Here is a 20,971-nt window from a genome sequence, read left to right as displayed (position 1 = left end):
CGGGTATGCTACAGTCCAGCTCATGACAGCGCTGCCATATCCGGATCCGGCCGAGGAGAACACCGGCACGTCGATCCGCGCCCCCCGTCCACGACTCATCGCACTGACCATCGCGATGGCACTGCTGTCGTCGGCACTCCTGCCGCTGACCGGGCCGGCGAACGCGGCGGAGGCCGCGACCGACCCGACGGACTACACCCAGTACGTCAACCCCTTCATCGGCACCGAGGGTGACCACGGTCAGGACGGCCCCGGCGCCTTCGCGCCGTACGGGCTGGCGACGGTCACTCCCACCACGAACCCCGGCAACCACGTGGGATACGAGTACACGGCGGGCACGCTCCTCGGTTTCACGAACATCGCCCTCGACGGCGTCGGCGGCGGAGGCGGTGCGGGCGACGTGCTCGTCGTGCCCACGTACGGGAGCTACACCTCCCGGCCCTCGACGAGCAGCTACGCCAAGACGATCAAGAAGGCCGACGGTGTCAAGGACGAGTCGGCCACGGCGGGGTACTATCGCGTCGGCCTCGACGAGTCGGGTAAGGACATCGACGCCCAAGTGACGGCCGCCACGCGAACCGGCGCTCATGACTACGCCTTCGACGACGGGGGCCACGCAGCCCTCGTGGTCGACCTCAAGCACACCGGCAACGGCCGCAAGGCCACCGACCTCGAGATCGGGACGAACGCCGCCGGCAACACGACGATCTCCGGTTCCTTCACCGGATTCTTCTACAACTCGGCGTACAAGCTCTTCTACTATGCGGAGACCACGGTTCCGACGTCGTCCGTCCAGACGTGGGGTGAAGCGGGGCTCAGCACCACCGTGACCTCCCAGAACGGAACGGACATCGGGGTCGTCCTCAACTTCGACGCCGCTGCGGGCGAGCACGTGGGCCTCACGGTGACGCTCTCCCCGGTCAGCGCAGAGCAGGCGGAACGCGACGCGGCCGTCGAGGTCGGCGGCAAGACGTTCGACGAGGTCCGCGCCGCGACCAAGAACGAGTGGAACGATCGCCTCGGCAAGGTCGACGTCGAAGCCACCGCGACGAACGACCCCACGGGCGACCTGAAGACCCAGTTCTACACGCACCTCTACCGCCTCGGCAACACCCCGATGAACGCGACCTCGACGGATGGGACGTACCGGGGGGCCGACGGCGTCATCTACGAGGCGAAGGGCTACACCCACTACGATTCGTGGTCGCTGTGGGATGACTTCCACAAGTACGCGGCCGTGGCATCGGTCTTCCCCGACGTCTACCGTGACGTCGTCCAGTCGCTCGTCGACCTCTACGCGAGCGTCGAGACCAGCGGAAAGAGCTCGGTCGGGGGTCTGCTGCAGTCCGTGCCGACGGTGCGATGGGAGCGGGCGCCGGTCGTCGTCGCGGATGCGATCTCGAAGGGCGTCCAGCTGCAGGGGCTCGAACAGGCCTACCCTGCGCTCGTCTCGCAGACCGGGAAGTCCGCGAGCCTGACGAACCTCAACTCGGTCGGCGGCGGTCTGCTCGGGTACTCCTACGACGCCTACGGCCTCTCGGTCATCGCCGATGCGATCGGCGAGACGGCGGACGCCGAACACTACCGGGTCGAGGGCGCGCGCTGGGCGAAGGCGTTCGACAAGAACGCCCTGAAGAAGGACGCCAATGCGATCGCGGCGACCGGCGTCGCGGAGGGTGTCGACGAAGTCGGCCTCATGATGCCGCGCTCGAGCAACGACGACTCGGCGGGCTTCACGGTGAAGAACCCGGAGAGCTGGAGCAGCGGTCTCTACCAGGGGACGTTCTGGCAGTACAACTGGTACGACGCGCAGGACCTCGGCGGCATGGTCGACCTCATGGGCGGCAAGGAGGACGCGGCGAAAGCCGTGAACTACTTCTTCGGCAACCAGGCGCCCGACGACTGCTCGCGCAACCTCCACCTGTTCGCCAACGAGATCTCGGTTCACGCCCCGTTCCTCTTCAACTACGTCGGACAGCCCGCGCAGACGCAGGACTGGACGTACCGAGCGGTCACCGAGCCGGTCTGCGTTCGCTACACCGCCGACGGCAGCGGGACGACGCCGTCGAAGCGCATGGTGTTCCAGAACGATCCCAAGGGTCTACTCCAGACGATGGACAACGACGCGGGAACGATGTCGGGATACTTCGTGTCGAGCGCGATCGGCCTCTACCCCGTGATGGCGGGAGGCGACTCGTTCCAGATCACGACGCCGATCTTCGACCGCACGACGATGAACTACCCCGGCGGCAAGGACCTCGTCGTCGAGGCGCCCGGAGTCAGCACGACGAACCACTACATCCAGAGCGCGACGTTCAACGGTCAGCCGCTGAACCGCACGTGGCTCACCGCCGCGGAGATGAACGCGGGCGGCGTCCTGCACTTCACGATGGGCTCGAGCCCGTCGTCATGGGGAGTCGAAGGTGTCGCGGCGGATTCGCTCAGCGACCACGTCGACAGTGCGCTGTACCACCCGGCCGACGCCGTCTCCACGACGTCGCAGGTGTTCGAGGAGTCCGGTGCGAACGACGGCTCGATCGACGACGTGATCTCCGTGCGGGTGAGCGGGGCGAAGTTCGCCGGCGAGATCGGTTCCGAGCTGTCGTCGCAGGTCGAGGCCACAGGTGTGCCGACCGGCCTCACCCTCGTGGCGACGAAGTCGGGGGAGAGCTCGCTCGACCTGACCCTGTCGGGTACGGCCGCGCGGCACCTCGTCGATGATTCGACCGATGCCCTCGTCGTCACCGTGGCGCCGGCCGCCTTCTCCGGCACGGCGCCCAGCGCCGAAGAGCGTGTCCTCACGCTCAAGGTCCGTTACGCCGGACACCAGCTCACGCCGAGCGCCACCACCCTCACCGCGGACGCGAAGGGCGCGGTGCAGAGCACGATCGACCTCACCCTCAGCGGTGGCGCGACCTTCACCGGCAAGAACCGCCCTGCGCTCTCGAACGGCGAGATCACGTTCCCCGGTCTCGACCAGGGCATCACGGCCAGCGTCAGGCGGATGAGCGACACGACGGCCCAGGTCACGTTCAAGGGAAAGCCGGAGAGCACGACGGGCACGAAGTTCACGCTGCTGCTCTCCGACTCCGCACTCGAGGGCGCGACGGCGAGCCAGGTGACCGGTGCCGGGACGACGGCGCTCGACCCGTTCACCGTGTCGCCGTCGACGGACACCCGCGCTGAGCTGCAGACGGTGTACGACGATGCGAGCCTCGTGACGGCCGGCAGCTATTCCGCCGCCACGTTCGCGAAGCTCGTGTCGGCGGTGGCGAAGGCGAAGGAGGCGCTGGACGACGAGAGTTCGTCGGAGCGCACGCTGTCGACGGCCCTCGCTCTCCTGCAGGTCGCGGCCGATGGCCTCGCGATCAGTGGTGACAGCTACCGCGTGCTGCAGGCCGAGAGCTACGACCAGTGGTCTGGTGGCGCGCTCAAGACCGAGAGCGGCGGCAGCGGGACCACCGTGGGCGGAATCACTCCGGGGGCGTGGCTCGCGTTCCGCGGGCTCGACTTCTCCGCATCCCCGCTCTCGTCGTTCGTCATCGACTACTCCCACAACCCCGGGTCGGCGTCGGCGAGCTCCGCGGTCGAGATCCGCACCGGATCGGCCACGGGCCCGGTGGTGACCACGATCCCGCTGCCCACCACGAACGGGTGGGGGAACTACACGACGATCACGCGCGACCTCACTGCGGACGAGATCGCGAAGCTCGCCGGCGTCAACGACGTGTACTTCGTGTTCACCGGCGCCCTCGCCGCAGGTCAGAGCTGGGTCGCGAACGTCGACGCGCTCCGGTTCCGTGCAGCGTCGGATGCCGCGGCGTCGTCGAAGACGGTTCATTTCGAGTCGATCCGGGCAGGCTACGGCCTACTCAACGCCGCAGACTCGGGGCTCGTGGAGGGTACCGACTTCTCGGGTGCCGACCTCAAGACCGAGGCCGGATCGGTGGGTGGCCAGCTCGCCGGCACGAAGAACGGCGCGTGGGTCCGGTACGACGATGTCGATCTCGGTGACCGCAACGCGACCATGCTCAGCGTGCGTTACGACGCGCCGGCGACAAAGGTGGCCGACGGTCGACTCGCCGTCTACCTCGACGAGATGTCCGGCGAACCGTTCGTCACCGTCCCGCTCCAGCCCACCGGTTCGAGTTGGGGCACCTACGGCACCGCGACGGTCGCGCTCCCGTCCGAGATCACCGGCGCGAGAACGGTGTACTTCGCGCTCCAGAGCACGCCGACGGCGACCCAGCCCTACGTCGGCAACCTCGACTGGTTCTCGCTCGAGTACGACGTCGACAAGTCGGCGCTGCAGTCGGCGATCACAACGCACTCGGCCCTCATCGAAGACGCGGGCCTGTACCTCGTGACCGATTTCGCGGTCTTCGCCCGGGCGCTCGAGGCGGCGCAAGCCGTCGACGCGGACGCGACCGCGACGACCGGTGACGTCGTAGAGGTGCTGCGAGTGCTGAACGCCGCTGCCGGCCACCTGCAATGGAAGGTGATCAAGCAGGTCGCCGACTGGCGGGCGAAGGCCGAGGCGGTCGAAGCCGACGAGGTCACTCCGGTGTCCTATCGCAAGCTCCGGAACGCGGTCGCCGCGGCTGACGAGCTCGACGCGGCGACGAGCACCCATGACGAGTACGTGGCGGCGCTGTCCCGTCTCGTCTGGGCCTACGAACGCCTGGTCGACGCGAAGTGACCGTTCGGCGGGTCGGCCGCGCGCCGGCCCGCCGAACAACCCTCATGCTCGAAGCGGTCGTACCTCGATCGGTTCGGGCATGTTGCCGCCTGGGAGTTCGTCGATCACCGGCAACCCCAGACGAGCGCCGGCGACCCAGACAGAGAGAGCACCGTGAACCAGAACCGGATACCGACCATCGAACTCGGTGGAACCCACGTCGCCGTCGCCGTCGTCGACACCACCGCCCACGCGATCGTCGACGGCACCTACCGGATCCGACCGCTGAACTCGGCCGGCGACGCCGGTGACATCCTCGGACACATCATCGCCGCGGCCCGTACGCTCGGATCCGCTCACGGCGGGCGATGGGCCGTGGCGGTTCCCGGCCCGTTCGACTTCGTCGCGGGCGTCGCGCAGTACACCGGGGTGGGGAAGTTCGACTCGCTGTACGGGGTCGATCTCCGCGCACGACTCGCCGACGCCCTCGATGCCGACGCGGACTCGTTCGCGTTCGTCAACGATGCGGACGCATTCGCCCTGGGCGAGCACGCGGCGGGCTCGGCTCGCGGCCTGTCGAAATTCTGCTGCATCACGCTCGGCACCGGCGTCGGTTCCGGGTGGGTGGTCGGCGGCGAACGCACCGACGGTGCAGCGCCGGGCGGCGAACTGCACCTGCTCGAGTTCGAAGGGCAGCGCATCGAGGCACGGATGTCGCGGCGCGCGATCCGGGCAGCCTATTCACGCCGAACGGGGCGCACGACGGCCGTGCCCGACGTGAAGGAGATCGCCGACCTCGCTCGCGGCGGCGATGCGATCGCGCACGAGGTGCTGGGGGATGCATTCTCGTTCCTGGGCCGAGCGCTCGCCGGCCCGCTCGCCCGGTTCGACGCCGAAGCGCTCATCGTCGGCGGCACCATCGCCCGCTCATGGGACCTCCTCGAACCGCCCCTCTCCGACGGCCTCGGGCGAACGAAGCTCCCGGTCATCCGGGCGGAACTCTCCTACGAGGCGCCGATGATCGGTGCAGCAGGCGTCGTCGCCCCAGCGCTACTCGGCGCGCAGGGCGCCTGAGCCGGAATCGTGCCTCGCGGTGGACCGTCGCGGGGTGAGATGCATCGGGAGCACGACATGTTCGACGGGACGAGTGCGATCGGTCAGTCGTGAGATGGCCAAGCGAGCGGCGTTCCGCCCGATCTCCTCGACATCTCCCGCCACGGTGGTGATCCCCATGACGCGCGCCCATTCGGGTTCGTCGATGCCGATGACGGCAGGGACATCGCCCATGTCCGTGGCCGACAATTCTTCGAGGACACCGAGGAGGATCCGATTGTTGCCCGCCACGATCGCCGTCGGCGGCTTCGGCAGCGCCAGGAGTTCGCGGGTTCGAGTGCGTGATGACGCGACGTCGTGCGCGTCATCACGCAGAAGCTCGCGCCATGACGATGACGGGGCTCCGTCGAGGACAGCGGCCATGCCTTCGAGCCGCTCTCGATAGGTGGGAAGCCAGGCGTAGTCGCCGACGAACGCGATACGGGTGTGGCCGGTGTCGAGGAGGTGCCGGGCGGCGAGGCGGCCGCCCATGCGATTGTCGAACACGACGGAGTCGGCATCGAGATCGACTGGTGGGCGATCGACGAACACGACAGGGACGCCGCGCGCCTGCACATGCGCATAGTGGGCATGATGCGACATGGCCGAGACCACCACGAGCGCTTTGGCCTGACGGTTGGCGAGGTCGTCCACGATGCGCCGCTCCTGCTCCTCGGACTCGCCTGAGGTGGCGACGGTCAAGTGCATCCCCTGCCGCCGGATCTCGTTCTCCATGCTCTGCGCGAGCGCGGAGTAGAACGGGTTGGTGAAGTCGCCGCCGATGAGCCCGATCGACTCGGCGAGCTTCCCGCTCGCCAGCATGCTCGCTGCGGCATTTCGCTGATAACCCAGCGCTGTTGCTGCGGCGAGGACTTTCGAGCGGGTGTCCCGGCTCACGTACTGTTCCCCGCCGAGAGCCCGCGACGCCGTCTTCAGGCTCACCCCGGCGCGATCGGCCACCTGGGCGAGGGTGACCCTCTGCGCATGTTCGCGTGCGTCCTGCATGACCCTCCTCGGCGTGCGGCGAAGCAACGACACGATATCTGCTGCAGCCCTCGCCCCGGTTGCGCCCCGCGGCGGGCGTCGAGTTCTCGGGGAGAGAGACGGGGCTCCTGTGCCGGGAGAATAGACTCGGGGAATGCCCGCCGCATCACCGTTCACGCTCGATCTGACCGCCGATTCCGTCGCCATCACGCAGGCGATCTGCGATGTGCCGAGCGTGTCGGGCGATGAGTCGCTGCTCGCCGACCTCGTCGAGCAGGCGCTCGCCGCGGCATCCCATCTCGAGGTGATCCGCGACGGCGACACGATCGTCGCGCGCACGAATCTCGGCCGTGAGCGCCGCGTCGTGATCGCCGGGCACCTCGACACCGTGCCGATCAACGAGAACCTGCCGACCCGGTTCGAGACCGAAGACGGCGTCGAATACCTGTGGGGCCGCGGCACGGTCGACATGAAGGCCGGAGTCGCGGTGCAGCTGAAGCTCGCGCTCGAGCTCGCCGACCCCATCGTCGACCTCACCTGGATGTGGTACGACAACGAAGAGGTCGCGGCCTCGCTCAATGGTCTCGGGCGCCTCTCGCGCAATCGCCCCGACCTCTTCGCCGGCGACTTCGCCATCCTCGGCGAACCGTCGAACGGGCAGGTCGAGGGCGGCTGCAACGGCACTCTCCGCGCCGAGGTGTGGACGACCGGGCTCCGGGCGCACTCGGCGCGCAGCTGGGTGGGCGAGAACGCGATCCACAAGCTCGCCCCGGCGCTCGCGAAACTCGCCGAGTACCAGGCCGAGACCGTCGAGGTCGACGGCCTCGCCTACCGCGAGGGGCTGAACGCCGTGCTCGTCTCGGGCGGCATCGCGGGCAACGTGATCCCCGACGAGGCCGTGCTCACGGTCAACTACCGATTCGCGCCGAGCCGCAGCGTCGCCGAGGCGTCCGCGTTCGTCACCGAGTTCTTCGACGGCTTCGAGGTCGCGATCGTCGACAGCGCCGAGGGTGCGCGGCCCGGTCTCGACGACCCGCTCGCACAGCAGTTCGTGCGCGCGGTCGGCGCCGAGGCGCGCCCCAAGTACGGCTGGACGGATGTCGCGCGCTTCAGCGCGATGGGCATCCCGGCGGTGAACTTCGGCCCCGGCGACCCGCTCAAGGCGCACGCCGACGATGAGCGGGTCGCCGTTGCGCAGATCACGCACACCGAGGTCGCGCTCCGTGCCTGGCTGACCGGCGCCACCGCCTGAGCGGCCCCGCCCGACCACCCGGAAAGGCGCACCCCATGACCACGTCGGCGGCCGCCCTGCGCGAACCCGATCCGTTCCGCGTGACGCGCTGGTCGCCGCGCGTGCGGTGGCGGCTCGCCCCGTGGTGGGCGAAGGTCGCCCTGGTCTTCGTCGGCGCCCGAGCGGTCACGACGGTCATGGTGCTCGCGCTCGCGAGCGTGCAGGGCTCGAATCCGTGGACGACCGCCCGGCCCGGCTACCTCGAGTACGCGAACCTCTGGGACGCGCGGTGGTATCAGATCATCTGGCTCGGCGGGTATCCGCCCGAGCTGCCGCTGACCGACACAGGTCAGGTCGCCGAGAACGCGTGGGCGTTCCTGCCGGTCTATCCGATACTCGTCGGCATCGTCACCTGGTTCGGGGTGCCGTGGAACGCGGCATCCGTCATCGTGTCGCTCGCCGCCGGCCTCGGGGCCGCGCTCGTGACGCATCGGCTCATGTCGCGGTTTCTCGAACCCGACCGCGCGCTCTTCGCGGTCGTGCTGTTCTGCGTCGCGCCGGTCTCGCCGATCATGCAGTTCGGCTACGCCGAATCGCTCGGTCTGCTCTGGCTCGCGCTCGCGCTGCTGCTGCTCGTCGATCGACGATACGGATGGCTCGTGCCCGTGCTGGCCGTGTGGGCGTTCACGCGGCCAGGGGCGCTCGCATTCGCGCTCACGCTCGGCCTGCACTGGGCGTGGCGCTGGTGGTCGCGCCGCAGCGACCCGTTCCCGATGAGGGAGCGGGTCCTCGCGGCATCCGTCGCCGTCTTCGCAGGGCTTGTGGGGCTCGCCTGGCCCGCCATCGTCTGGGCCGCGACCGGTGAACTGCACGGCTACACGGCCACCGAACTCGCGTGGCGGTCGGCCTACATCGGCTACCGGGAACTCGTGCCGTTCACGGCATGGTTCCAGGGCGGCGCATGGTGGGCCGAGTGGGTGGCGCTGCCCGCGTGGTTCGGCATCGCGGCCGTCGTGGTCTTCATCGTGAGCTTCGGGGTGGTGCTGTTCCTGCCGGCCGTGCGGCGGCTCGGCGTCGACGTGCGGCTCTGGCTCGCGAGCTACGCGCTGTACCTGCTGGCGGTGTTCTTTCCGCAGTCGAGCACGTTCCGGCTGCTCGCGCCGATGTTCCCGCTCGTCGGCGCGCTGGCGGCGCCGCGGGCGCGCTGGTACCGCTGGGGAATGGTCGCGCTCTCTCTGTTGCTGCAGCTGGGATGGCTGCTCATCGCGTGGGGCATCGACGGTCGCGACTGGACGCCTCCCTGATCGGAGAGTTATTCCGCGCGCGATCGCGGCGGGCGCGGGCTGTGGAAATCCGTCAAACGGGTTGTCCACAGGCTCGGGGCGATTTCCCAGCACCGCCTGTGTTAGCAGATAATGGAATCTCAGCCACGAAAGGGGAGCTCAATGGCGGCCATGAAGCCACGCACCGGAGACGGGCCGATGGAGGCTGTGAAGGAGGGTCGACTCATCATCGTTCGAGTTCCACTCGAAGGTGGGGGGCGCCTCGTCGTCTCGGTGAACGACGCTGAGGCCAAGGAGCTGTACGACGTCCTCGGCGGCGTCGTGAATCCCGCCTGAGTCACATCACTCGAATCGAGCCCCGAGATTTCTCGGGGCTCGAGTCGTTAACGGGGTCCGGCCCTGCCGTCGTCGACGTGGCGACGCAGGCTCGAGCGACGCTCAGACGCCGAGCTTGACGATCTGCAGCAGGCCGTCGCCGGCGGGCGAGATCGCCGTCGCGACCGCGGTCGACGTCGACAGCTCCGAGATGAGGGTGCGGTAGGCGCTCGCCGATTCGTCGCGTCGGGCGGGGTCTGCCACCCGACCTTTCCAGAGGGCGCGCGCGACGAGCACGATGCCGCCGGGCTTGGCCAGGCGAAGGCCGTGCTCGGCGTACTCGATGACCGACGGCGCGTCGGCGTCGATGAAGACGATGTCGTACGAGCTCTCGTTCATGCGCGGCAGCACCTCGCTCGCCCGCCCGGCGATGAGTCGCACGCGGGCTGCGGCGATGCCGGCGTCGGCGAAGTGCTGGCGGGCATGCTGCTGGTACTCGTTCTCGGTGTCGATCGAGGTGAGCAGGGCGCGGCGTGCGGCCTGCAGCATCCAGAGCCCTGAGACGCCCACGCCGGTGCCGACCTCGATGATCGACTGGGCGCGCGACGCGGCGGCGAGCACGGCGAGCTGTGCGCCGACGGCGGGCGAGACCGTTTCGACGCCGAGCTCGAGGGATTGCTGGCGGGCCTTGGCGATCGATTCGGTCACGGCGACCGAGTCGTCGACGTACTTCCAGTTCAGGTCGTGTTCAGACACGTGGCGGCTCCCGGATGCATCTCTCAGCTCCCAAGCCTAGGGCGCTCGCGGCGTGTCGTTCGCACGCCTCGCCGCCGACTATCCTGTAGGGATGTTCGGTGGACTGACGTTCGACAAGCTCCTCATCGTGGGCGTCATCGCGGTCTTCCTGCTGGGGCCCGAGAGATTGCCGCACTACGCGGCGCAGCTCGGCCGGCTCGTGCGCTCGCTTCGCGACATGGCCAACGGTGCGAAAGACCGTATGCGCGACGAGATGGGCTCAGACTTCGACGACGTCGACTGGAAGAAGCTCGACCCGCGCCAGTACGACCCGCGACGCATCATCCGCGAGGCGCTCACCGACATCGACCCCTTCGCCGAAGAGGCGCCAGAGCCGACGCCTGCCGTGGCGCGCGCCGGCGTCAACGAGAACTCGGCCTACCTGCAGCGCAAGCGCAAGCGCGAGCCGCTCGGCGCCGACGAGGTCGCGCCGTTCGACTCCGAAGCGACCTGAGCCCCGGCTGTCCGACCACGCAGACCGAGCGGGCCGCTTGCGCAGGCCGCCTGAGTAGTCGAGCCCGCCGCTGCGGGCAGACCACAGCGAACAACCGAGTGGATGCCGCGTGGCCGCCGCCTCAGCGCAGTCGCAGCGTCTTCAGCCCGCGCGCGAGCAGCATGAGCAGGGGCGCCTGCTGCTCGTACTCCCGACCGGTGCGCGGCAGCTGCAGCAGTCCCGTCGTCGACGAGATCGTGACGGGCTCGACGAAGCGCAGCAGGCCCGCCTCGCCGTTGCGACGGCCGAGACCCGACTGCTTGACGCCGCCCATCGGCGCCGCCACCGAGGCGAACGAGCCGCGGTAGCCCTCGTTGATGTTGACGCTGCCGGCCTCGAGGGCGTCGGCGACGCGGCGTGCGCGGCTCGCCGAGTTCGTGAAGACGGCGGCGTTGAGGCCGTACTCGCTCGAGTTGGCTGCGAGCACGGCCTCTTCGTCGCTGTCGACGAGGTAGAGCGAGGCGATCGCCCCGAACGTCTCCTCGGCGTACACGAGCATGTCGGGCGTGACGCCCGTGAGGATCGTCGGTTCGAAGAACCACGGGCCGAGGTCGGGGCGGTGCTTGCCGCCGACGAGCACGACGGCGCCCTTGGCGACCGCGTCGTCGAGGTGCGCCTGCACGCGGGCCAGCTGCGCGGCGCTCGCGAGCGAGCCGAAGTCGGCGCCGAAGTCGAGCGAGGAGCCGAGCTTGGAAGCCCGCAGCCGCTCGACGAGTGCGCGCTGGTACGGCCCGGCGATCTTCTGGTCGACGTAGATGCGCTCGACCGAGACGCAGAGCTGGCCCATCGCCGAGAAGGCGGCGTGCGCCGAGTTCGCGGCGGCGGTCGCGGGGTCGACGTCGTCGAGCACGAGCAGGGCGTTCTTGCCACCGAGTTCGAGTGATGAACCGACGAGACGGCGGCCGGCCTTCTCGCCGATCTTGCGGCCGGTCGCAGTGGAACCGGTGAAGCAGATGTAGTCCGCGACATCCGTCAGCGCTTCGCCGACCTCTGTGGCGGGGCCGGCCACGACGGCCCAGAGCGCCGCGGGCACACCGGCGTCGACGAAGGCGCGGCGCAGGGCGAGGATCGAGAGCGCGCCCTGGTCGTCGGCTTTCTGCACGACGCCGCACCCGGCGGCGAGGGCGGGCACGACATCCATCGCAGCGAGGCTGAGTGCGAAGTTCCACGGCGTGATGACGCCGACGACGCCCTTCGGGCGGAACTGCACGCGGCTCGTCGCGACGGTGGGCAGACCCGAGCGCACGGGCCGGCCGTGCAACACCTTGCGGGCCGCGAGCGCGTTGTACCGGGTGACCGAGACGGCCTCGAAGATCTCTTCGAACGCCTGACCGCGGGTCTTGCCGCTCTCGAGCTGGATCAGATCGAGCAGCATCTCGCGTCGCTCGAGGATGAGGTCGTGCGCACGCAGCAGCACGCGCCGGCGCTCGGCGAAGCCGGCACGGGCCCAGGCGAGCTGGGCGAGTCGGGCGCGGGCGAACGCGTCGAGCACGTCATCGGCGCTCGAGCGCGGCAGCTCGTGCAGTGTCTCGCCCGTCGACGGCGTCGGAACGGGGGTGGTCTCGGATCCCGAGGCGACGACGTCGTCGGTGAGGCTCGTGAACAGGGCAGGAGAGGCCGTGGGGGCGCGCATGCGCACAGTCTAGGCCAGCTGCATCAGTTCTAGGTCAGTTGACCCAGTTCTCGGGCGGTGCCTCGGTATGCGGTCGGGCGAGGCCGGTGGGATGAGTACACTTCCTCCATGACCGCAACGGAGCGAACCCTGTCCCGCGGTGTCGTGGCCCGCTACGCGATCGGTTCCATCGGCACCGGCGGCTTCGCCACGCTGCCCGGCCTCGTGCTCGTCTACTACCTGACCGACACCCTCGGCGTGACCGCGCTCGTCGCCGGTCTCGTCGTGACCGCCGCCAAGGTGTGGGACGTCGTGATCGACCCGTGGATCGGCGAACGCAGCGACCGCGCGCTCGCCCGCACCGGCACCCGGCGCATCTGGATGATCGTCGGCGCACTCGCACTGCCCGTCGGCTTCATCCTCACCTTCGCAGTGCCCGCGGGCCTCGAACCCGGGGCATCCGGCATCTGGGTGTTCCTCGCGTTCCTCGCGACGGCGACGGCGTTCAGCCTCTTCCAGGTGCCATATATCGCGCTGCCCGCCGAGCTGACGCCCGACTACGACGCGCGCACGCGACTGCTCACCTGGCGGGTCGTCGTGCTCACGATCGCGATCCTGCTCTTCGGCGCCGGCGGCCCCGAGGTGCGGGCGGCGTTCGCCGACGAGCACACGGGCTACCTCGTGATGGCGATCGTCGCCGGTCTCGTGATCGGGGCGGGCATGTTCGTCGCGACCTCGACGGCCGCGAAGACCGACGTGTCCAAGCCCACTGCGTCGATGGATGCCTCGCCGCGACGCGACATCCGGGCCGGCTACACCGAGGGCGTCGCCGCGTTGCGGCGCAGCGCCGCGTTCCGTGCGCTGCTCGCCGCCTTCGTGCTGCAGGGCCTCGCGACCGGGCTCATGCTCGCGGGCGCCCAGTTCGTCGCCACGTGGGTGCTGCACGACGAGCGTGCGGTGACGTACCTCTTCGTCGCGCTCATCGGGCCGGCGGTGCTGTTCGCACCGCTCTGGCAGGCGGTCGCCCGCCGTGTCGGCAAAGAGCGCGGCTTCGCGCTCGCGAGCACGCTCTTCGGCATCGCCGCGCTCAGCCTCGTGGGCATGATCTGGGCGCCGGGTGCGTGGGTGTACGTGCCCGTCGCACTCGCCGGTGCGGGCTATGCGGGCATGCAGTCGCTGCCCATGGCGATGCTGCCCGACGTCATCTCGCACGACGCACGCACGCACGGCATCGGGCGCGCCGGCAGCTTCGGCGGCGTCTGGACGGCGGGGGAGACCGCGGGCATGGCGCTCGGCGCCACCGTGCTCACGATCGTGCTCGCGATGACGGGCTACGCCGAATCGGTCGGCTCGCAGACGGTGACGCAGTCGCCGGTCGCCGTCGCGGGCATCGCGATCAGCTTCAGCGTCATCCCCGCGCTGCTCGTCGTCGCGAGCCTCGTCGCCCTGCGCAGATACCCCCTCCGACGCGGTGACATCGAAGCGGATGCCGCCGCCACGACCGCAGAGACGGTGGCCTGATGACCGAACACAGCACAGGGTTTCGCAGAACCGGCTTCCGCCGCGAGGCATCCGAGATTCTCGCCGAGCTCGAAGCGATGCGCGCGCTCGACGCACCCACGCACGGCGGCCGCGTGCTCTCGTACGTGTACGACTCGGGGCTCGCCGAACTCGACGACCTCGCCGCCGACGCCGCACGGCTCGTGCAGCCCGTCAACGGGCTCGACCCGACGACGTTCACCTCGGTGGCCGCGATGGAGGCGGGCGTCATCGGCTTCGCACGTCGGGTGCTCGGCGGGGCCGACGACTCAGGTGGTGCAGGCGACGACGAGATCGTCGGCTCGGTCACCTCTGGCGGCACCGAGAGCTGCCTGCTCGCCGTGAAGTCGGCGCGCGACCTCTGGCGATCGCTGCGTGCGGGCACGCCGCGGGTGCCGCGCATCGTCGCGCCGGTCACCGTGCACGCCGCGTTCCACAAGGCCGCAGAGTACTTCGGGCTCGAGCTCGACCTCGTGCCGGTCGACCCGATCACGGGCGCGGTCTCGGCCGCCGCGATCGAGGAACGGCTCGGCGACGACGTCGCCCTCGTCGTCGTGAGCGCGCCGTCGTATCCGTTCGCCTCGATCGATCCGATCGCGGATGTCGCGGCGATCACCGGCCCGCGCGGCATCGCATTGCACGTCGACGCGTGCATCGGCGGGTTCGCGCTCGCGTTCTGGCCCGAGGAACTGCCCGCGTGGAACCTCGCCGTGCCCGGCGTCACGAGCCTCTCGGCCGACCTGCACAAGTACGGCTACGCGCCGAAGGGCGTCTCGGTGCTGCTGACGCGCGGGCGCGACCGGCAGCGGTTCCAGTACTTCGCGACGACCGGCTGGCCCGGTTACCCCGTGGTCAACCCCACACTCACCGGCTCGAAGCCGGCCGGTCCGCTCGCCGCAGCGTGGGCGATCATCGAGGCGCTCGGCGAAGAGGGGTTCACCCCGCTCACCGCGCGGGCGGCGCGGGCGACGGCGGCCCTTCGCGAGGTCGTCGACGGCATCGAGGGCCTGCGCGTCGTCGGATCGCCGGTCGGGCCGCTCTTCGCGGTCGCCACCGATGAATCGGTCGCGGTCGATCGGCGGGTCGACCCGCATCACTGGGCGGATGCCGCGCGCACCGCCGGCTGGCACCTGCAACTGCAGCCCGCGCTCATGCAGGCCGACGGCACCCGGCTGCCGCACACGACGCACCTGACTGTGACGCCCGTGACCGAGGACGTGGTCGGCGAGCTGTCGACGGCGCTCGTCGCGGCGGCCGAGATCGTGCGCGGCGAGCCGCCCGTCGACGGGCAGGCGCTCGTCGCGGGACTCGCCGAGACGCTGCCCGGTGGCCTCGAGGCGCTGGCGGGTGCGTCCGCCGGTCTCGACTCGGAGGGTGCTGCGGGGCTGCTGCGCGCGTTCGGGTTGCTCGGGGGCGCCGAGGCTCGCACTGCAGGCGACGACGCGGCGGCCGTTTCGGGTGCCGGCGGAGCCCTGCCCGACCGACTCGCACCGGTGCTCGCGCTCGTCGGCGCGCTGCCGCCGCACCTCACCGAACGGTTGCTCGTCGAGTTGCTCGCTCGGGTCGTGGAGCCGCCGGCCGGTTCCTGACTCAGCGTGCGCGTGCGCGTGCGCGCGCGCTTGCGCCCTCGCCTCTCCGCGAGTGTTAACGTTCGTGCCGAATGTTGCTGTTACGCGGGGCACACTCGGCGCGAACGTTAACACTCGGCGAGCGGAGAGGCGGCGCGCGCCGAGGGGTCGGCGATCAGCTCGTGCGGATCCGCCCTGAGGCGTCGACCGAGATGACGACGGTCTCCACCTTGCGGTTGAGCGCACGGTAGACCACGTAGATCAGCCAGAGGCCGCCGGTCAGCAGCACGAGGATCAGGTTCCAGAACCACCCGATGCGCTTGTTCTTCGAGAGCACCGCCTGACCTGCCGCGACCGACTGCACGTTCCAGCCGCGCTGCGCATAACGCGCGACCTCGGCGTTGAGCAGCTGGGCGCGCGATTCGGGTGACAGCGGCACGGGAGCGGGGTTCGAATTGCTCATTCCCGGATGCTACCGAGCGCCGCTGTGAGCGCGCCACCGCACCCGTTCACTCGAGCCCGCACCGCTCGCCGTAGTACGCGTAGAGCTCGGCCTTCAGGGTGTCGCCCGACGACAGATCGAGCCGCCCCCCGCGCCCGTCGCTCGTGCGGATCTCGAACGGCAGGATCGTGCCGCGCTTGTCGTCGGCGATCGCATGCGCGTCGCACCGGGCCGGCCGCACCGGCAACGAGATCGTGACGGGCTCGCCGCCGACGCTCACCTCGATGCCGATCGGCCAGTCGATGCCGCCCTCGGCATTCAGCAGGGTCGTGCCGTAGACCCGGTCGACGGTGAACGATCCGCCGTCGGCTTCGGTGCTGCCGTCGCTTCGAGACGGCGAGGCGGATGCCGCGGGCACGACCTCGACATCGATGAACGCGCGTCGCTCGGTGCCGCTGCCGGTCGACCTCAGGTGCTCGGGCAGCTCGATCGCGGCGACTCGCTCGACCGACTCGCCGAGGCACTCGGTGTTCGCGACGCGAGCGAGCGTGCCGTGCGGGTCGTCGGCGATGAGTTCGCCCGAGGCGCGACCGGCGGCCGTCGCGACCTCGAGCACGATCGTCGCCTCGGGCTTGGGCGGTGTCGACGCGTCGGTGCCGCACTCGCTCGCCGACAGCGGCATCCTGATCTGCAGGGCATCGCCGGCGCCGACCTGAAACGGCTCGTCGCGCACCATGCCGGGCGTGAGCGTCGGCGACTCGACCTCGAGCCGCTCGACCGTGACGGGGGCGTCGCCGTCGTTCTCGACGCGCACGACGAGTCGCTGCGCCTCGATGTCGAGTCGGCCCTGCTGCACCGAAACGCTGAGACCCGACGGCAGCACGGCCGCAGGGCGCTCGGTCCGGGGCGCGCACGCGGTGAGCCCGAACGCGAGCACGAGCACGAAACCGAGCGCGATGCCGGGCATGAGCGCGGCGCGGCCGGCCCTCATCGAGGCGACGGGCATCGCGGGCCAACGGGTCGGGTGAGCGCGCGACATCTGCTCACCGAACCGTGACGTCGAGTCGTCGACCTCCGAGCGACCGGGGGAGGGCGGCGAGTCGGGCGGCGACCTGCTCGATCGCGCGGGCGGCCGGGTCGTCGGGCTCGGCGAGCACGACGGGCAGCCCGTCGTCGCCGCCGCGGCGGAGCGCCACGCTGAGCGGCACGCTCGCAAGGAGCGGCACCGGCTCGGGCTGGCCGGCCGAGAGGCGCTCGGCGACGATGCCGCCGCCGCCGGCGCCGAAGAGGTCGAAGATCTCGCCGCCGGGCTGGGCGAATCCCGCCATGTTCTCGACGACGCCCACGATCTTCTGCCCGGTCTGGCGCGCCACGACGCCCGAGCGCTCGGCGACGTCGGCCGCGGCGGGCTGCGGGGTCGTCACGACGACGACCTCGGCGTTCGGCAAGAGCTGCCCGAGCGAGATCGCGACGTCGCCCGTGCCCGGCGGCAGGTCGACGAGCAGCACGTCGAGGTCGCCGAAGTACACGTCGGTGAGGAACTGCGACAGGGTGCGGTGCAGCATCGGCCCGCGCCAGGCGACGGCGACGGATGACGCGCGCCCACCCTCTTCGGAGGGTTCGACGAACATGCCGATCGAGATGACCTTCACCCCGTGTGCGACCGGCGGCAGGATCATCTCGTCGACGCGGGTCGGTCGGGCCGCGAGCCCCGACTCGTCGACGAGGCCGAGCAGCCCGGGGATCGAGAAGCCGTGCACGTCGGCGTCGACGAGTCCGACTGCGAGGCCGCGCGCCGCGAGCGCCACGGCGAGGTTCGCGGTGATCGTCGACTTGCCGACGCCGCCCTTGCCGCTCGTAACGGCGATGACCCGGGTGAGGCTGCCAGGGCCGAAGGGGTTGCCCCGGGCCGCGCGGCCACCACGAAGGCGTTCGGTGAGGGCGCTGCGCTGCTCGGGCGTCATGACCGAGAGCACGACGTCGGCATTGCCCTCGCCGACGACCGTCTCGGCCGCCTGACGCACGTCGCGTTCGATGCGGTCGGATGCGGGGCATCCGACGATCGTCAATCTGATGCCGACCTCGACGCGGCCGTCGTCGAGGGCGACGACGCGGTCGACCATGTCGAGATCGGTGACGGGCTTGCGGATCTCGGGGTCGATGACGCCGGTGAGCGCCGCACGCACGGCGGCCTCGAGGGCTGCCGTCGCGCCCGTGGCGGTCTCGGGGGGTTCAGCGGCCGGCATGCTCGGCGTCCTCCTCGTCGCGTCGGTCGAGCTCTTCGATGATCGCCCGCAGCTCTGAGCGGATGAACTCGCGCGACGCCAGGTCTTTCATGGCGAGACGCAGCGCCACGACCTCGCGGGCGAGGTATTCGGTGTCGGCGAGGTTGCGTTCGGCGCGCTGTCGGTCCTGTTCGATCTGCACGCGGTCGCGGTCGTCCTGCCGGTTCTGGGCGAGCAGAATGAGGGGCGCGGCATACGAGGCCTGCAGCGAGAGCACGAGCGTGAGGGCGGTGAAGCCGATCGCGATCGAGTCGAAGCGCCACGCCTCGGGCGCGATGGTGTTCCACACCATCCAGCCGATCGCGAACACCGACAGGAACAGCAGGAAGCCGGGCGTGCCCATGCCGCGCGCGACCCACTCGGTGAAGCGGCCGAAGCGGTCGCTGTCGCCCGAACCACGGAAGGATGCGGAGCGGCGAATGCCCTTCGGGGTGTCGAACCGCCGCTCGTCGGCGTCAGCGCGTGCCATCTCCTGCCCTCCTTCCGTTCGAGATGGGGATGCTCCCCGTCGTCAGCTGGGCTCGCGCGGCCGCGCGACGCTCCACCTCGGGATCTTCGGGATGACTTCGCCAGTCATCGGGCAGGAGGTAGTCGAGCACGTCGTCAATCGTCACCACCCCGACGAGTCGATGCTTCTCGTCGACGACCGGCACCGACACGAGGTCGTAGCTCGCGAGGATGCGACTGACCTCGGCGGCCGAGGTGTCGGCGCGCACGGGCTCGAGCCCCTGGTCGATGAGCGTGCCGAGCCGCTCGTGCGGGGGATACCGCAGCATGCGCTGGAAGTGCACGATGCCGAGGAACCGCCCGGTCGGCGGCTCGTACGGCGGCAACGTCACGCAGACCGCCGCGCCGAGCGCGGGCGGCAGATCGTGGCGGCGGATGAGCGCGAGGCCCTCGGCGACCGTCGCGTCGGCCGAGACGATGATCGGCTCGGGGGTCATGAGCCCGCCGGCCGTGTCGGGGCCGTACGAGAGGAGGAAGCGCACGTCGTCGGCCTCTTCGGGCTCCATGAGCTCGAGCAGATGCTCGCCGCGCTCTTCGGGCAGTTGCGCGATGAGGTCGGCGGCGTCGTCGGGCTGCATGTGATCGAGCACATCGGCGGCGCGGTCGTCGCCGAGGCCCGCGAGGATCACGACCTGATCGGACTCGGGCATCTCTTCGAGCACGTCGGCGAGGCGGTCGTCGGAGAGCTCTTCGGCGACCTCTTGACGACGCTGCGCGGGCAGGTCGAGCAGGGTGTTCGCGAGGTCGGCCGGCTTCAATTCGGAGTAGGAGGCGATGAGGTGCTCGGCCGACTGCGCCTCGCCGGGCGGGTTGACCTCGCGCACCTCGCGCCAGGTGACGTAGGCCGACTGGCCCTTCGAGAACGGCGACGCGCCCTTCGGCCGGCGCACGAAGAGCTGGTCGACCTGCCATTCGCCGGGCTCGAGCTCTTCGATCGCGACGTCTTCGATCGAGGCGTCGCCCGAACCGTCGACGAAGGCGACCTTGCGACCGAGCATCTCGGCGATCACGCGCACCTCGCCGCCGCGCTGCTCGAAGCGGCGCAGGTTGATGAGGCCCGTGGTGATGATCTGACCGCCGCCGATCGAGGTCACCCGGCCGATCGAGACGAACACGCGGCGCTTGCCGGGAATCTCGACGATGAGGCCGACGACGCGCGGAGGGTCGTTCTTGCGGTACACGACGAGGACGTCGCGCACCTTGCCGACCCGATCGCCGGCGGGGTCGAAGACGGCGCACCCGGCCAGTCGGGCGACGAAGACTCTCGTGGCGCTCACGGTTCCAACTTAGTCCCGGATGCCTCGTGCCAAGCCTCTTCCCGGCACCAGGCGGGCGCGTCGTGGGAGAATGGCCGGGTGAGCACTCAATCGCCGTTCGGCGGCCGCGTCGGCCGAGAGTACCCGACCCTGCCCAACGGCGAAACGGTGGCGAGCTTCGAGACCTACGCCGAAGCCCAGGCCGCGGTCGACAAGCTCGCGAAGGCGGAGTTCCCCGTGAAAGAACTCGCGATCGTCGGCACCGACCTCACGAGCGTCGAGCGCATCACCGGCAAGCTCACCTGGGGTCGCGCCGCGGGCGCCGGCGCGATCTCGGGTGCCTGGCTCGGCACGTTCCTCGGGCTGCTGTTCTTCATCTTCGCGCCGAGCGGCACCTCGGTCGGCATCCTGATCTCTGCCGTGCTCATCGGCGCCGGCTTCGGCATGATCTTCAGCGTCGTCTCGTACTCGATGAACCGCCGACGCCGAGACTTCACCTCGGTCGGGCAGGTGCTCGCTGCACGGTACGCGATCATCGCCGCGAGCGCGCACGTCGATCGCGCCCGCAGCGTGCTCGGCGTCGACGCGCCGGCCGCCGAGCGCCCGGCTTCGACGCCCCCGGTCGCGAACGGCGGGCGACCGTTGAGCTACGGCGAGGCGACGGATGCCGCGCGACGGGCCGCCGACGAGGCGGCCAGGGGTCCGCAGGCACCGGTGCGCCCGCGCTACGGTGAGCTCGCACCGACGGTCGACGCGGGCGACGCGACATCCACGCCGCCGCAGACCGATGGCGACGGCACGGATGCCTCGGCGACCGGGGCGACGGGCTCGGCGGGCTCGGCCGAGTCGACCGCCTCGGATCGCTGACTGCGCTCGACCCCGCGCTCCGCT

Annotated in this window: 17 protein-coding genes; 9 read left to right on the top strand and 8 right to left on the bottom strand. The window is 70.2% G+C overall.

Annotated elements, in window-relative coordinates:
• Nucleotides 1-22: 22 nt before the first annotated feature.
• Nucleotides 23-4,699 carry a GH92 family glycosyl hydrolase gene (locus tag ACWGST_RS07290; protein ID WP_452045996.1) on the top strand — a complete coding sequence of 1,559 codons (4,677 nt, stop codon included), beginning with the start codon at nt 23-25 and terminating at the stop codon, nt 4,697-4,699.
• Between the two features lie 153 nt (nt 4,700-4,852).
• Nucleotides 4,853-5,752 carry an ROK family protein gene (locus tag ACWGST_RS07285; protein ID WP_452045995.1) on the top strand — a complete coding sequence of 300 codons (900 nt, stop codon included), beginning with the start codon at nt 4,853-4,855 and terminating at the stop codon, nt 5,750-5,752.
• Here ACWGST_RS07285 and ACWGST_RS07280 read toward each other — a convergent pair.
• The gene (locus tag ACWGST_RS07280) at nt 5,729-6,775 is read right to left on the bottom strand and encodes a LacI family DNA-binding transcriptional regulator (protein ID WP_452045994.1); all 1,047 of its coding nucleotides are present in this window, start codon (nt 6,773-6,775) and stop codon (nt 5,729-5,731) included. The two genes, ACWGST_RS07285 and ACWGST_RS07280, sit on opposite strands and share 24 nt — an antisense overlap.
• Nucleotides 6,776-6,908: 133 nt before the next feature.
• Between ACWGST_RS07280 and dapE the strand changes: the two genes are divergently transcribed.
• From dapE to ACWGST_RS07265, 3 genes are all read left to right on the top strand, one after another.
• Complete coding sequence (dapE, locus tag ACWGST_RS07275; protein WP_452045993.1) at nt 6,909-8,006, top strand: succinyl-diaminopimelate desuccinylase; 1,098 nt, start codon at nt 6,909-6,911, stop codon at nt 8,004-8,006.
• A gap of 35 nt (nt 8,007-8,041) precedes the next feature.
• Entirely contained in the window at nt 8,042-9,289 is a 1,248-nt protein-coding gene (locus ACWGST_RS07270; RefSeq protein WP_452045992.1) for a hypothetical protein, read from the top strand.
• Nucleotides 9,290-9,430: 141 nt separating this feature from the next.
• Nucleotides 9,431-9,604 (top strand): DUF3117 domain-containing protein, encoded by a 174-nt coding sequence (locus ACWGST_RS07265; RefSeq protein ID WP_067875042.1) that lies wholly within the window; start codon nt 9,431-9,433, stop codon nt 9,602-9,604.
• Nucleotides 9,605-9,706: 102 nt separating this feature from the next.
• Here ACWGST_RS07265 and ACWGST_RS07260 read toward each other — a convergent pair whose 3' ends face one another.
• The gene (locus ACWGST_RS07260; protein WP_452045991.1) at nt 9,707-10,339 is read right to left on the bottom strand and encodes an O-methyltransferase; all 633 of its coding nucleotides are present in this window, start codon (nt 10,337-10,339) and stop codon (nt 9,707-9,709) included.
• Nucleotides 10,340-10,430: 91 nt separating this feature from the next.
• Here ACWGST_RS07260 and ACWGST_RS07255 point away from each other — a divergent pair, with 91 nt between their 5' ends.
• Nucleotides 10,431-10,832 carry a twin-arginine translocase TatA/TatE family subunit gene (locus ACWGST_RS07255; protein ID WP_452045990.1) on the top strand — a complete coding sequence of 134 codons (402 nt, stop codon included), beginning with the start codon at nt 10,431-10,433 and terminating at the stop codon, nt 10,830-10,832.
• Nucleotides 10,833-10,953: 121 nt separating this feature from the next.
• Here ACWGST_RS07255 and ACWGST_RS07250 read toward each other — a convergent pair whose 3' ends face one another.
• On the bottom strand, nt 10,954-12,504 hold the full coding sequence (locus ACWGST_RS07250) for a succinic semialdehyde dehydrogenase (RefSeq protein ID WP_452045989.1): 1,551 nt from the start codon (nt 12,502-12,504) through the stop codon (nt 10,954-10,956).
• A gap of 108 nt (nt 12,505-12,612) precedes the next feature.
• Between ACWGST_RS07250 and ACWGST_RS07245 the strand changes: the two genes are divergently transcribed.
• Nucleotides 12,613-14,004 (top strand): MFS transporter, encoded by a 1,392-nt coding sequence (locus tag ACWGST_RS07245; protein ID WP_452045988.1) that lies wholly within the window; start codon nt 12,613-12,615, stop codon nt 14,002-14,004.
• Nucleotides 14,004-15,611: a pyridoxal phosphate-dependent decarboxylase family protein gene (locus ACWGST_RS07240; protein ID WP_452045987.1), complete on the top strand. Its 1,608-nt coding sequence runs from the start codon at nt 14,004-14,006 to the stop codon at nt 15,609-15,611. The genes ACWGST_RS07245 and ACWGST_RS07240 overlap by 1 nt, the downstream gene beginning before the upstream one ends.
• A gap of 154 nt (nt 15,612-15,765) precedes the next feature.
• On the opposite strand, the gene ACWGST_RS07235 is transcribed toward ACWGST_RS07240, so the two are convergent.
• Genes ACWGST_RS07235 through ACWGST_RS07215 form a run of 5 tightly spaced genes read right to left on the bottom strand, consistent with a single transcriptional unit; the run spans nt 15,766 to nt 20,101 of the window.
• The gene (locus tag ACWGST_RS07235) at nt 15,766-16,053 is read right to left on the bottom strand and encodes a hypothetical protein (protein ID WP_452045986.1); all 288 of its coding nucleotides are present in this window, start codon (nt 16,051-16,053) and stop codon (nt 15,766-15,768) included.
• Nucleotides 16,054-16,099: 46 nt separating this feature from the next.
• Nucleotides 16,100-17,071: a hypothetical protein gene (locus ACWGST_RS07230; RefSeq protein ID WP_452045985.1), complete on the bottom strand. Its 972-nt coding sequence runs from the start codon at nt 17,069-17,071 to the stop codon at nt 16,100-16,102.
• A 4-nt stretch (nt 17,072-17,075) separates the two neighbouring features.
• Nucleotides 17,076-18,278 carry an Mrp/NBP35 family ATP-binding protein gene (locus tag ACWGST_RS07225; RefSeq protein WP_452045984.1) on the bottom strand — a complete coding sequence of 401 codons (1,203 nt, stop codon included), beginning with the start codon at nt 18,276-18,278 and terminating at the stop codon, nt 17,076-17,078.
• A complete protein-coding gene (locus tag ACWGST_RS07220; protein WP_452045983.1) occupies nt 18,265-18,786 on the bottom strand; it encodes a DUF1003 domain-containing protein in 522 nt (173 codons plus the stop codon). Before ACWGST_RS07220 ends, ACWGST_RS07225 begins: the two co-directional genes overlap by 14 nt.
• Nucleotides 18,773-20,101, bottom strand: coding sequence for a magnesium transporter MgtE N-terminal domain-containing protein (locus ACWGST_RS07215; protein WP_452045982.1), 1,329 nt, complete (start codon nt 20,099-20,101; stop codon nt 18,773-18,775). Before ACWGST_RS07215 ends, ACWGST_RS07220 begins: the two co-directional genes overlap by 14 nt.
• A 78-nt stretch (nt 20,102-20,179) precedes the next feature.
• On the opposite strand from ACWGST_RS07215, the gene ACWGST_RS07210 reads away from it, so the two are divergent.
• Complete coding sequence (locus ACWGST_RS07210) at nt 20,180-20,947, top strand: general stress protein (RefSeq protein WP_452045981.1); 768 nt, start codon at nt 20,180-20,182, stop codon at nt 20,945-20,947.
• The last annotated feature ends 24 nt before the right edge of the window (nt 20,948-20,971 follow it).

The sequence above is a fragment of the Agromyces sp. NPDC055520 genome (genome assembly GCF_053619715.1).
Note: the sequence above shows the minus strand (reverse complement) of the source record. Positions and strands in the feature narration are given on the sequence as shown.